This is a genomic window from Streptomyces sp. NPDC005574, from assembly GCF_040605435.1.
In the GTDB taxonomy this organism is placed as follows: Bacteria; Actinomycetota; Actinomycetes; order Streptomycetales; family Streptomycetaceae; genus Streptomyces.
Genome location: NZ_JBEXCW010000026.1, coordinates 24,576 through 37,139 on the forward strand (window position 1 = coordinate 24,576; position 12,564 = coordinate 37,139).

The 12,564-nt window shown below is 74.2% G+C and carries 9 protein-coding genes; 5 read left to right on the plus strand and 4 right to left on the minus strand.

What is annotated here, in order from left to right; genetic code table 11:
- The first annotated feature begins 992 nt into the window (after positions 1-992).
- The 3 genes from ABZT03_RS18895 to ABZT03_RS18905 all read left to right on the plus strand — a co-directional run bounded on the left by ABZT03_RS18895 (position 993) and on the right by ABZT03_RS18905 (position 6,647).
- Positions 993-2,039: a helix-turn-helix domain-containing protein gene (locus tag ABZT03_RS18895; protein ID WP_356040706.1), complete on the plus strand. Its 1,047-nt coding sequence runs from the start codon at positions 993-995 to the stop codon at positions 2,037-2,039.
- Positions 2,036-5,761, plus strand: coding sequence for an AMP-binding protein (locus ABZT03_RS18900; RefSeq protein ID WP_356040708.1), 3,726 nt, complete (start codon positions 2,036-2,038; stop codon positions 5,759-5,761). Before ABZT03_RS18895 ends, ABZT03_RS18900 begins: the two co-directional genes overlap by 4 nt.
- A 652-nt stretch (positions 5,762-6,413) precedes the next feature.
- Positions 6,414-6,647 (plus strand): hypothetical protein, encoded by a 234-nt coding sequence (locus tag ABZT03_RS18905; protein WP_356040710.1) that lies wholly within the window; start codon positions 6,414-6,416, stop codon positions 6,645-6,647.
- Positions 6,648-6,857: 210 nt separating this feature from the next.
- On the opposite strand, the gene ABZT03_RS18910 is transcribed toward ABZT03_RS18905, so the two are convergent.
- From ABZT03_RS18910 to ABZT03_RS18925, 4 genes are all read right to left on the minus strand, one after another.
- A complete protein-coding gene (locus ABZT03_RS18910; protein ID WP_356040712.1) occupies positions 6,858-7,160 on the minus strand; it encodes a hypothetical protein in 303 nt (100 codons plus the stop codon).
- Positions 7,161-7,187: 27 nt separating this feature from the next.
- A complete protein-coding gene (locus ABZT03_RS18915; protein ID WP_356040714.1) occupies positions 7,188-7,595 on the minus strand; it encodes a PIN domain nuclease in 408 nt (135 codons plus the stop codon).
- On the minus strand, positions 7,592-7,819 hold the full coding sequence (locus ABZT03_RS18920; protein ID WP_356040716.1) for a type II toxin-antitoxin system VapB family antitoxin: 228 nt from the start codon (positions 7,817-7,819) through the stop codon (positions 7,592-7,594). Before ABZT03_RS18920 ends, ABZT03_RS18915 begins: the two co-directional genes overlap by 4 nt.
- Positions 7,820-8,047: 228 nt before the next feature.
- A complete protein-coding gene (locus tag ABZT03_RS18925) occupies positions 8,048-8,779 on the minus strand; it encodes a ferritin-like domain-containing protein (protein WP_356040718.1) in 732 nt (243 codons plus the stop codon).
- A 404-nt stretch (positions 8,780-9,183) separates the two neighbouring features.
- On the opposite strand from ABZT03_RS18925, the gene ABZT03_RS18930 reads away from it, so the two are divergent.
- Both ABZT03_RS18930 and ABZT03_RS18935 read left to right on the plus strand, forming a co-directional pair.
- The gene (locus ABZT03_RS18930) at positions 9,184-10,410 is read left to right on the plus strand and encodes a transposase (RefSeq protein WP_356040720.1); all 1,227 of its coding nucleotides are present in this window, start codon (positions 9,184-9,186) and stop codon (positions 10,408-10,410) included.
- A gap of 435 nt (positions 10,411-10,845) precedes the next feature.
- Positions 10,846-12,486 carry a carboxylesterase family protein gene (locus ABZT03_RS18935; RefSeq protein ID WP_356040722.1) on the plus strand — a complete coding sequence of 547 codons (1,641 nt, stop codon included), beginning with the start codon at positions 10,846-10,848 and terminating at the stop codon, positions 12,484-12,486.
- Positions 12,487-12,564: the final 78 nt, after the last annotated feature.

A 12,564-nucleotide genomic window follows, 5' to 3' on the forward strand; every position in this document is an offset into this window, starting at 1 on the left:
GGCCCCGGCCCCGCCCCGGCCCCCGCCGGATGGCCAGGATCACGGCCGATGACCTGAGAGAGGGCAGCCGTCGACGGCGTCGGCCCACGTGCTCGCTCGCACTCCAGGCGGTGCGCCGCGCCTCCCTCCGGCCGGCACCGGCCGCCTCCTGTCGCCCGCCTCGTGCGGGCCAGAGCAAGCCCGGGCAACGCTCCGTGTGGACTGAGCCCGGGTGGGCCCCGCCACTCGTACGTGGTCGTCACGCCCCGATCGTCGGTGCCGGCCCAGGACCGCGGACGAGGGTGCACGTCTCCCGCCGGTAGGACCAGTCCCCGCCGCAGCCCGACGGTGATGTGCCGCTGAAGCCCTGGGCCCAGAGCCCGACGGGCAGCGATGACGACGCCCGACGGGCAGCGATCGCGACGCCGCATGCCGAACCGGGTCAGCTCCGGCAAGTCCACGCGCAGCGGCCCGCCGCTCTCACCATGCGCCACCTCTGGATCAGCCAACTCCCGCACCCGCATGCGTGGTTCGAGGAAATCGCTCTCCCGCATCCTGATGCAGGACCACCGCGGGCGGGCTTCTTGTTCCACGCCGCCCGCATCCGCTGCACCCCGGCATCCAAGGGCCCGACCACCCGGCAGGACACCCCAGCACAGCCACACAGCCACACAGTCACGCAGCCACGCGCACCGGGCGCAGGCGACCGCTCCCTCGCCCCGCCGCTCCCCGCCCCGTGGCCCCGCCGCCGGGCAACGCCGTCCCGTGTCCCGGCAGCACCGCCGGTCGCGCGGTCCCGCAGCCCGCCCGGCATCACCGGCCGCGCCACCCCCCGCCCGTGCCCCCGCCCGCTCCCTGCCCGGGTGGTTCGAACGCCTGTGGGGGTTGCGTGCCATCGAACCCTCCGATATGACTGCGATACCAGCATGCGGGTATGTTTTGATGGTGTGGGGGGACGGAGCATCACGTACCACGGCCGGCTCCGGCCCGAAGCACGGATGGAGGTTGATGCGGTGCAACGCCTCGACGAGCGGACGCCGATGCCCACGACGATGCCCCTGCCGGCACCGAAGCCGCAGCTGATGCCGGCGCCGGCGCACACCGCCGTGCGCGCGGCCGCTCCCGCCGTCGCGGCGTCCGGCGCCGTGTCCGCCGTAGCGCCGGGAGGGCCGCTGCCCGGGGGCGGGGGAGTGCAGATCGTCCGCGAGCACGAGGAGCCCTTCGCCGGGACGACGCTGACGCACCAGTTCGGCGGGGTGCGCCTTTCGCTGGTCAGGGGGGACGGGTCGCGGGAACTGATCCGGCCCGCCCGGCGGATCGATCCGCTGACGGCCGGCTGCCTGCGGGTGGTGCGGCCGCTGAGCGGCGCGGTGTGGGTGGCGCAGGACGGCCGGCATACGAGTGTCCGCGCGCCGCAGCTGGTGTGTTTCGACAGCACCCGCCCCTACAAGGTGGTGATGCCGGAGAACTTCCGTCTGGTCGACGTCACCGTCTCGCACCACCTGGTGGGCCTGACCGGCGGTGAGGCGCAGCGTCTGACGGCCCGGCCGTGGTCGGGCACCGAGGGGCTGGCCGCGCTGCTGACGTCGTTGCTGGAGGGGCTGGGCCGCCACGGCCGGGAGGTCCAGACGGCCGTGGACCTGCTCGGCGGAAGCGTCGCGGGATTGACCGCGGCACTGTTCAGCGAACGCATGCGGGAGGTCGCCGAGGACGCGCAGATCGCCCGGCAGACGCTGATGCTCCGCATCCAGGCCCACGTCCGCGAGCAGCTCGCCGAGCCCGAGCTGAGCCCGGTGACCATCGCCCGCCGGCACAACATCTCGCTGCGCTACCTGCAGAAGATCTTCCAGGAGTACGGCATCAGCCCGGCCCGCTGGATCCGCGACGAGCGGCTGGCCCGCTGCCGCAGCGAACTCGCCGACCCCGGCCTGGACCACCTGCCCGTCGCCCTGATCGGGGAGCGGGCCGGCCTGTACGGGGCGTCGCACTTCAGCCGCCTCTTCCGTGACCGCTACGGCCTCACCCCCCGCGACTACCGCAAGGAGCGTGGCAGTTCATGACCGGCTCCCTGCGTGCGGGCATGTCCCTGCTGGACGGCGGGCCCGCCCCCGCCGTGGGATGCGCCACCCTCGGCCAGGCGCTGGAGCGGGCCGCGCGCGATCTTGGCGCCGGCGGCCTGTGCTTCATCGGCGCGGACGGCGGCGAACAGCGCTGGAGCTACGCGCAGTTGCGGCAGGAGGCGGCCGGTGTGCTGGCCGGCCTGCGCCGGGCCGGGCTGCGCCCCGGGCAGCGGGTGATCGTGCACATCGAGGACGCGCCGGAACTGCTGAGCGTGTTCTGGGCGTGCGTGCTGGGCGGTTTCGTTCCGCTGCTGGTCGGCGCCGGCGCCACCCCCGCCGCCCGGGCCGCGGCGCCCGGCCTGCTGGACGCGGTGTGGCACCGCTACGGCCACCCCCACGTGGTCACCGGCCGGACGCAGAACCTTCTGCCCGCCACCCGCACGCACCCGCGCTGGGCCGGCGCCTGGCTCGGCCACCCCGGCCTGCTGCGGGCCGAGCCCGACCACCACCGCCACCCGGCCGGCCCCGACGACCTCGCCGTCCTGCTGCTGACCTCCGGCTCCACCGGCGTGCCCAAGGCCGTGATGCTCACCCACCGCAACATCCTCAGCCGCAGCGCGGCCACCGCCCACACCAACCGGCTCACCCCGGCGACCCGCAGCGTCAACTGGATGCCCCTGGACCACGCCGGCGGCCTGCTGCTGTTCCATGTGCGGGACGTGTTCCTGGGCGCCTACCAGGTCCACGCCCGCCCCGAGTGGGTGCTGGCCGACCCGCTGCGCTGGCTGACGGCCGTCGACCGGCACCGCGCCTGCACCACCTGGGCCCCCGACTTCGCCTTCGCCCTGGTCAACGACCAGGCCGGCCGGCTGCCCGGCCACACCTGGGATCTCAGCTGCCTGCGCTACGTCATGAACGGCGGCGAAGCCGTCCACACCGGCGTCGCCCAGCGCTTTCTGCGGCTGCTGGCCCCCTTCCACCTGCCGGGCGAGGCGATGTTCCCCGGCTGGGGCATGTCCGAGACGGCCTCCGGCGTCGTCGACTGCCGCCTGTCCGACCTCGACACCGCCGCCCTGCGCTACGTTCCCGCCGGCCGCCCCCAGCCGGGCACCCTGGTGCGCTGCGTCGACGACCACGGCGACCCGGTGGCCGCCGGCACCCTCGGACACCTCCAGGTCAGCGGACCGTCCGTCACCTCCGGCTACCTCGACGACGCCGAGCACACCCGCCGCGCCTTCACCGCCGACGGCTGGTTCCGCACCGGCGATCTGGCCTTCATCGACGGCGGCCTGCTCACCGTCACCGGCCGCGCCGAGGACCTCCTCGACTACGACGGGGTGGCCTGCCACAGCCACGAGATCGAGGCCGCGGTGGAAGAACTCGACTGCGTCACCCCCGCCCACACCGTGGCCACCCCGGTCACCGGCGAAAGGGGCGAGGAACTCGCCGTCTTCTTCCACCCCCGCCCACCCACCCCGCCCGGCCTGGCCGCGGCCGCGATCCGCACGCACCTGGCCGAGCGCCTGCGCCTGCACCCCACCCACCTCGTGGCGATCAGCCCCCGCGACATCCCCCGGACCGGCATCGGCAAACTGCGCCGCTCCCGCATGCGGCACTGGTACGAGAGCCGGCGCCCTTCCGGCGCCCCCGCCGGCGCCCCTGCCTTCGGCCCCGCCCGCGACGCGGGAACGACCCACCCCGACCCGGGCAACGAAAAGGAGAACCCCACCATGAACGACACCGCACCGGCCACCGCGAAGGACGGTGCGCTGCGGATCGGGGTGCTGGGCCCCCTGGAGATCCGCGCGCAGGGCCAGGACCGCACCCCCACCGCACCCATGGCCCGGCGCGCACTGTCGGTGCTGCTGCTCAACGCCAACCGCCTGGTCTCCACCCCCGCCCTCATCGAGGAACTGTGGGAGAGCGCGCCACCGCGCCTGGCCCGCAAGACGGTGCAGACCTACGTCTACCAGCTGCGCAAAGCACTGCGCTGCCCCGCCGATCCGGACGAGCGCGTGCAGAGCGGCCCCAACGGCTACCGCATCCACCTCAAGCCCGGCGAGCTGGACTGGTGGGAGTTCGAACACGGCGTCGCCCGCGCCCGCACCGCCCTGCAGGAAGGCGACCCCCACACCGCGGCGGCCCTGGCGCGCGAGGCACTGGCCCTGTGGCGGGGCGAGCCGTTCGCCGGACTGGAGAGCGGACCACTGCTCGCCGCGCAGATCGCGCAGATCGCCGACTCCAAGCTCAGCGCCCTGGAACTGCGCATCACCGCCGACCTGCACCTGGGCCACCACCGCACCCTGGTGGGGGAGTTGCAGCAGCTCACCGCCGACCACCCCCTGCACGAGGAGTTCACCGCCCAGCTGATGCTCGCCGCCCACCGCTCCGGGCAGCGCGCCACCGCCCTGGAAGCCTTCACCCACCTGCGCCGCCGGCTCGTGGACGAACTGGGCATCGAACCCTCCGAACGGCTGCAGAAACTGCAGCAGGACGTCCTGAACGAAGCCCTGCCCCAGCCCGCACCCCCACCCCCCGCCCCCACGCCCGCCCATGCGGCAGCTGCGACGGCGGCAGCCCCCGCACGGCCCCCGGCACCCCCCGTACGCGGCCAGCTCCCCCTGGACACACCCGACTTCACCGGCCGCGAACCGGAACTGGCCCGCCTGGACGCGCTCACCGGCGAGGACACCACCCACGCCGGCCCTGACAGCCACCACGTCAACGCCCACGTCGGCGGCGAGGGGCCGCGGGTCGTCGTCGTGCTGGGACCGGCCGGCGCGGGCAAGACCGCCCTCGCCGTCCGCGGAGCGCACCGGCTGGCCGACCGCTACCCCGACGGATTCCTCCACGCCCGCCTCCACGACGGCCAGGACCGGCCGAGGCCGGCCGCCGCCGTCCTGCGCTCCCTGCTGCGCGAGTGCGGCCTGGACACCGCCGCACTGCCCGAGAACACCGACGAACTCGCCGGCATGCTCCGCGCGTTCACCGCCGGCCGCTCCCTGCTGATGCTCCTGGACGACGCCGCGGGCACCGACCAGGTCCTGCCGCTGCTGCCCGCCGACGCCTCCAGCCTCGCCCTGGTCACCTCCCGCCTGCGCCTGCCCGGCCTGCCCGGCGCCCGCCCCCTCGACCTCGGCCCCTTCTCCGCCCCCGACGCGGCCGCCTTCTTCGCCCGCGTCGCCGGCCCCGAACGCACCACCGCCGACCCCGCCGCACTGCGGGAGGTGACCGCGCTGATGGGCAACTTCCCGCTCTCCCTGCGCGCCGTGGGCGAGAAATTCGCCGCCCGCCCCATGTGGACGATCCCCGACCTGGCCCTGGGCCTGATGGACGAGGGAAACCTCGCCGCCGAACTGCACGACGAGGCCTGCGACGTCCTGGCCCGCACCGCCGGCGCCATCGCCCGGCTGCCCGGATCCCTGCGCCGCGCCCTGGCCCTGCTCGCCGCCGCCGGCGCCGTCTCCTTCGACATCCCGCGAGCCCGCCGCCTGCTGGGCGGCGACACCTGGAGCGTGCAGTCCCTGGTCGGCCAGCTCCTGGACCACCACGTCGTGACCCGCGTCGACCAGCCCGACCCCGCCCTCCTCGCCTTCCGGGTACCGGACCTGATCCGGATGTCCCTGCCCTCCGCCCACGACGCCCAACTGCACGTCCTGCCCAGCGCCGAGCGCGAACTCAACGTCCGCACCATCTCCGGAGTCCTCACCGCCACCGGCTGAAACCAAGCAGAACCCGGCACACCCACCCGGCCCCCCACCCCGCGCCCCGGCGGCGCCCGCACCCCTTCCGGCACACAGGCCGCCTCACCGCCACCGGCCGAAGCAGCCGCCCGCCCGGCCCGCGCCGCCCGGCCCGAGACGGCCGGGCGCAGGCCGGTGCCGGCCGGAGCATCCCCCTGCCCGGACCGTCCTCGGGAGCGCCGGCCGGAGCACCCCTCCGGCCGGAGTGTCCTCGCGGATGCCGGCAGCCGGCCGCCGGAAGCTGAAGGGAACCGAGCCGCCCGGGCCAAAGGGGGGCCCGGACACCCGCCCGCGCGCGGGGCCGGCGCCGTTTCCGGAGTACGGGCCGCCGGGGCCCGCACCGCTTCCGGAACGCGGGCCGCCGGGCTGCCGGGCTGCCGGGCCGCCTGGCTGTCAGGGGCCGGACAGGGCGCGCCATTCCGGTTCCGGGACACCGGGGGCGGGCCGCAGCCCTGTGGGCGTCCACCCGCTCCGGCATGTGGGCGCCGCAGAAAGGGCGGGGCCCCCGGGGGCAAAAGGGCCCGGGTGCAGGCCGTTGGTCGGGGCTTCAACCCCGCTGGACCGGCCGGACCGACGCTGGCCACAGCGGCCGTACCTGCCGGTGCGGCCCGGTCCGAGCTGAGGAGGCCCCATGCGGCGCGATGAGCACGAGGCGATACCGGCCCGCTGGCTGATGGTTCCGGCGGGCGTGGAGATAGACCTCGACCCACCGTGCGCGGCCACCTGCCACCACTGCCGCCCCCACCCGCCCGCCCGCCAGGACGCCGCCCCGGGCCCTACGGCGGCCCCGGACGCGGCGGCCCCCAGCGGGCACACCACCGGCGCGGGGGAGTGGAGCAGCCCCTACCGGGCGGCGCGTTCCTGAACCACACCCCGGCCGGCCGGCCTGCGCCAGACCTTCCGACGACCGCGACCCAGCGCGCAGCGCCGGCCGCTCCGCCCCAGAAATGCCGGCAGGACGCGTGAGCACCCTGCGCCGTCTGGTTCCCGCCCGAGCCTTCGACCGGCAGATCCGCAAGATCAACCACCTGGCGGGCTGACACACGGCCGCACGCGCCGGACGCCCCGGCTGCTCCTACCCCTGGACGGGAAGGCCGGGATGGCGGGCCGAAAAGACCATGTAGGTGATCGCCGCTGCCGCCCCCAGGAGGGACAACGCGGCGCCCACCACGGCTCGCGGCCTGCTCGCTCGGCCCGACTTCGAGGCGCGGTACTCGACGCGGGCCCGCACGAGGCCGGCGAGGGCCAGGGGCAGCGCGACGAAGCTGACCAGGATCCAGAACGGGCAACAGAGCCAGCACGCCAAGGACGCCCCGCCGAACCAGACGGCGAGCTCCGCCCCCTGGCGTGTTTCCTCCGGTGCTCCGACAGAAGTCATGACCTGATCCAAGCAGAACGCCTACGGCTACCTGAGATCGATCATTCGGACCGGCTGCCCCGTGGTGCGGGCGATGCTTTCGAAGTCGCGGTCGTAGTGCAGCAGGGTGAGCCCCGCTTCTTCCGCGGTTGCGGCCACAAGGAGGTCGACGGCTCCGGCACTGCGGTGCTCACCCTTGGCAGTGAGCTCGCGCTGAACGACGCGAGCGCGCCGGTAGATGCCCTCGGGCATGGGGCACCAGGTGAACTGGTTCAGTCGTTCTTGAACGGCCTCCCGGTCTTTCGCAGAACGTGCGGAGTAGAGAATCTCCAGTTCGGTGAGGTCGCACAGGGCGATCAGCCCGGCGCCCATCCGCTGTTCCCACTCGTCGGTGGCCTGACGCAGCAGAACGCGAGCCAGAGCAGACGTATCGACGAGGTAGTCGGCCACGCTCACCGGACAAAACCACCTCGATAGGAGCGCTTGTCCAGGAGGAGTCCGGCATCGAGCGCGCCTTCATCCGCGAGATCCTGCAGTTCATGCAGGGCCCGCAGGCGCCGGTTGCGGGCCACGATCTCCCGTAGGGCGGTGTTGATGGTGTCCCGCTTCGTGGAAGTGCCCAGCTCCTTCGCCGCGGCTTCCAGGGCGTCGTCGTCGAGATCGATGACGGTTCTGCTCATGAACCCCACCTCCATATACACCAGATAGTGTATCAATATACATGATCGAATATATCAGAGGGTGAAGCAGTGTCAGGGGGTGAAGCAGCCCTGACACTCGCGGACGACGCTCACGCAGGCGGGGCCTGCAGGCACGGTCGGCCAGGTGTGCCCGGACTCGGGGGGAGTGGCGGGTGAGTTGCCCTCGGGGAGGCTCGCCCGGCTGATGCCCTGTGGGGCTGTTGGTCGTCACCCCGTCCTCGTCCATGCGTCTGGACGGGGCGCCAATACCGCGGAGACCACCGCGCCGGACGAGGTCATGACATCGGCCACGAAGCGCAGGCGGCCGAGGGCGAGTTGGCGCAGTGCCAGGCCGTGGTCGGCGGCGACCACGAGGGTGACCGCGAGCAGAAGAAGCCGCCACAGGATCATCAGCGGCCGGCGCGCGGCGCGGGGCAACTCCGCCACAGAGGCGTGCAGTCGCTCGCAGTGGAACGGGACGTGGCGCTGCTCGTCAGACAGGATCCGCCCCGCCACATCCGAAGTGAGCGAGTCGTTCGTGCCGTCGCGCAGGGCCCGGTAATAACGCAACGCCACCACTTCCGCGATCATCAGCACGAGCAGCTCCACGCGCAGGCCCATCAGGCGGCGCAGCCGTACGAAGACCGTGTCGCTCCAGTGGCCGTTCAGCGTCGGTATGCCGCCCGCGGCCAGGAGCCGGGCAAGTAGGCGGGCGTGGTTTTGTTCCTCGGCGATGAAGAGCCGCACCGCCTGCGCGTAGTCGGCGTCGCCGGCCTGGTCCGCTTTGCCGGCGAGGTTGGCGCCGTCACCGTCCTCGCCCACCTGGAAGCGCTGGATGCTGGCCCACACCGCCGGATGCAGCGTCGCGCTCCGCCCCCAGTCAGGCTCACCACGGGTGCGCCGGAGCTCCCGTTCGTCCTCGAACCGCCTGGTCCACTTGGCGAAGCCGCCCGTACGCACCCGGTCTCCTCTTTCCCGGACACGGCCATCGCGCCCCGCAGAGGGACGACGCCGGCGGACAGCAAACCGTTCCGCTGCGGCCCGGCGGCCCGAAGTCCTCGCGCACGCCGGAAGATGGCGGCCCCCTGCTGGCGATGCACCGGGACGGCTGGCGCGTGGTCTACGCCGAGAAGGCCCGCGCGGTTCTGCTCGTGACCGGTTCCCAGCGAGGCAAGGTCTGGGTGCGCATCCCCTGACCGGTCCCGCCGCCCGCGGCTGACCTGCACCCGACCACCCCGGGTCGCATTCCCCCAACCCCGCCCCCGCCCCCGCCTGCGCGTTTCCCGTGCCTTGGTCTGCCCTTGGACGCCTCGTCCGAGGCTGCCGGAGCAGGCAGACGGGACCGAAGGGCGAGGTGGGATGAGATGCAGACGACGCTGCACAGGCACACCGCGGAAGGCGAGCTGTTCCCTCCTGCGGGGGACGCGTCCCGGCAGAGCATGCTGGAGGAACTCAGCTCGGTGCTCTTCGAGTCACTGCCGCGCAGCGACCAACGGCGCCGGGGCATGGAGTACGTACAGGGCCTGCTCGGTGTCGAGGGCCGTAAGTCGATACGGAACATCTCCTCGCTGTTCGGCGGTGAGGCGGCCGAGCAGAGCCTGCACCACTTCATCAGCGGTTCCACCTGGGACTGGGGGCCGGTCCGCCGCGCCCTGGCCCGCCACCTGGAGGAGATCTCCCCGGCCCGCGCCTACGTGCTGCGGCCGATGGTGATACCCAAGGCCGGCGACAGCTCGGTCGGTGTGGACCGCCGCTTCGACCCCAGCCGCGGCCAGATGACCAACGCCCAGCAGGCGGTGGGCGTGTGGGCGGTGTCCGAGGAGCACAGCACGCCCGTCAACTGGCGTCTGCACCTGTCCGACACCTGGCTGGACGACGCCACCAGACGCCGCCAGGCGTCGATCCCCGAGAGCGCCTCACCCGAGACGATGGACCAGTGCTGCGTGGAGGCCTACCTCAGCCTCACCCGAGACTGGAAACTGCCGGTGCGTCCGGCCGTCATGGACGCCCGCGAGGCCGACGTGGCCGCCACCGTGCGCCCGCTGCAGGCCGCGGGCGCGCAGATGCTGCTGCGGGTCAGCGCCAACCTGCGGCTGTCGGCGATCGACCCGGGCCTGCCCCGCAGCGCCACCGAGACGGAGATGACGGCACACCAGCTGATGCTGATGGCCCGCCCGCTGCGCCAGCCGGTCATCCAGCGCCGGCCCGGCCCCGGCGGCGGCGCCGTGCACGCCGGTCTTGCCGCGACCGTCCGGGTGCGGCTGCCCCAGCGCGCCTCGCGCCGCCCCTCCTGGAGCCGCGACCTGCTGCTGCTGGGCGTCGGCGACAACGGCGGGCGCTGGCCGGGCGAGCTGTGGCTGACCGACCTCACCGACCTGCACCCCGCCCAGCTGCTGCGGCTGAGCCGGCTGACCCGGCGCGTGGAGCGGGACTTCGCCCAGACCGCCGAACAGGTCGGCATCCGCGACTTCTCCGGCCGCTCCTACAGCGGCTGGCACCGCCACGCCACCCTCGCCTCCGCCGCCCACGCCGTCGCGGTCCTGTCCGGCACCGCCGACACCCCCGCGGAAGCCACCCAGGCCACCGCGTGACCACCCACCCCGACCACCCGCCCCGCGTGACCACCCACCCCGACCACCCGCCCCGCGTGACCACCCACCACAACCACCCGCCCCACTCCACGAGCACCCGCGAAAACCACCCGCCCCACCGCATGAGCACCCGCGGAAGCGGCCCCGCCCACCGCGCGCGCACCCCCAAAAGCACCCCGCCCCCCTCCCCGCGCACCCGCGCAAGCGCCCGCTCCACCGTGTGAGCGCCCGCGCGGGCGGCGGCGCAGTGTAGGGCTGTGGCGGGGAAGTGCCCGGCATCCTTCCTTGCGTTGTGTCAGCTCCGCGGCCGGCCGGGGCCGCGAGCTGACGGACTCACTGCGGCAGCTGACGGATTGCCCGGACGTCCTTTGGTGACCCTTCAACCGGCGGCACACGATCGGCGGACCAGCCCGTCCGAGTGCCGAGGAGTTCACCATGGCCAGCCAGCCGCAGGCCGCAGGCAAGCAGCGGGGTGCGTCCGCCGTCGTCACGGACCCGCCCCGCCCCACCGCCGCGAGGGGATCCGAGGTCGTGGTGCGCACGTCGGGCGGGCTGGTGGCCGGGCGCCGTACCGGCGGCGTCGCCGTCTTCCGCGGCGTGCCCTACGCCCGCCCCCCGGTGGGCGCCCTGCGTTTCGCCTCCCCGCGGCCGCCCCGGCCCTGGCGCGGTGTGCGCCCGGCCACGCACTTCAGCGACGTCTCCTTCCAGAGCGTCATCCCCAACCGGCCGGTCCCGCCCAGCAGCGAGGACTCGCTGTACGCCAACGTGTGGACGCCCGACCCCCACGGCCGGCGGCCCGTCCTGGTCTACATCCACGGCGGCGGCTGGCAGGCCGGCGCGGGCAGCATGCCCGTCTACGACGGGGCCCGGCCCGCCCTGCGCGGCGACCTCGTCGTGGTCACCTTCAACTACCGGCTGGGCGTACTGGGCTTCGGCCTGCACGAGGACCTCACCGACCCGCTGAGCGGGCACTGCGCCAACTGGGGCCTGCAGGACCAGGAGGCGCTGCTGCGCTGGGTGCACGCCAACGCCGCCGCGTTCGGCGGGGACAGCGGCAACATCACCGTGTGCGGCACCTCCGCGGGCGGCGCCAGCGCCTGGCAGCTGGCCCTGCTGCCCCGGGTGCGCGGCCTGCTGCGGCGCATCGTGTCCATCAGCCCCAGCCACGCCCTGGCGCCCGCGACGGCCCTGACCCCGCAGGATGCCCGCACCGCCTACGAGAGCGTGGCCGGCCGGCTGGGCACCACTGTCGCCGGACTGCGGAAGGTGCCGGCCGCCGCGCTGGCCGGGGCCTGGCAGGAGCTGTTCGCGCCGCCCGCCGGACAGCGCGCGATAGCCAGCGGACGCTGGTATCGCGGCCCGGTCGTCGACGGGCGCACCATGCCCGCCCCCGACCACACGCTGGCAAGCCCCGCCGTGCCCGTGCTGTCGATCCACACCAGCACCGAGGGCTCCTTCTACACCGGCCCCGCCTCCCCGCAGCCCGCCCCCGCCCCGCGTGAGGAGAGCGAGCTTCGGGCGGCGGTCACCGAGGTGCTGCGGCTGGCCGTACCCGAGGCCGGCGCGGACCTCGCGCAGGCCTGCACCACCGCCTACCGGGCCGCCGCCCGCGACGCCCGCCTGCCGGACGATCCGCTGTCGCTGTGGAGCGAGATCTGGGGGGACGCCTACTTCCGCCACCAGATCGTCCGCTTCGCCGAGCGCCACGCCCGCCAGGGCACCACCCCGCTGTACGCGATGGAGTTCGCCCATCCGGCGCGGGCGCCGCACACCGGCACCCCGCACGAGGCGACCTCGCCGTTCCTGTTCGGCACCCACCGGCTCCCGCAGTACGCCGAGATCTTCGGCGACGGCCCGGTGCAGCGGCTGCTGTCGGACATCCTCATCGACACCGTCGCCGCGTTCGCCCGTACCTCCCTGCCGCACACCGCGAACACGCCGTACTGGCCGCCGTTCACCCCCGACGCGCCCAGCACGCTGGTGCTGGGCGGCCCGCGGGTGGCCCAGGTGGAGCACACCCCCAAGCTCGCCCAGCTCGCCTTCTGGGACGCGGTGGGCTGGGCCCCCCGCCTCTGACCCCCACCCGCACTCGCACCCACCCCTGGCTTCCCACCGCCACCCCCGGCCTCCACCGCCGCCGCCCGGCCGCCCGGC

What these genes read in the sequence shown, in the direction of transcription:
- ABZT03_RS18910 (WP_356040712.1), bottom strand. Translation starts at nt 7,160, where the DNA reads ATGACTTCTGTCGGAGCACCGGAGGAAACACGCCAGGGGGCGGAGCTC.
- ABZT03_RS18920 (WP_356040716.1), bottom strand. Translation starts at nt 7,819, where the DNA reads ATGAGCAGAACCGTCATCGATCTCGACGACGACGCCCTGGAAGCCGCG.
- ABZT03_RS18930 (WP_356040720.1), top strand. Translation starts at nt 9,184, where the DNA reads ATGCAGACGACGCTGCACAGGCACACCGCGGAAGGCGAGCTGTTCCCT.
- ABZT03_RS18905 (WP_356040710.1), top strand. Translation starts at nt 6,414, where the DNA reads ATGCGGCGCGATGAGCACGAGGCGATACCGGCCCGCTGGCTGATGGTT.
- ABZT03_RS18900 (WP_356040708.1), top strand. Translation starts at nt 2,036, where the DNA reads ATGACCGGCTCCCTGCGTGCGGGCATGTCCCTGCTGGACGGCGGGCCC.
- ABZT03_RS18935 (WP_356040722.1), top strand. Translation starts at nt 10,846, where the DNA reads ATGGCCAGCCAGCCGCAGGCCGCAGGCAAGCAGCGGGGTGCGTCCGCC.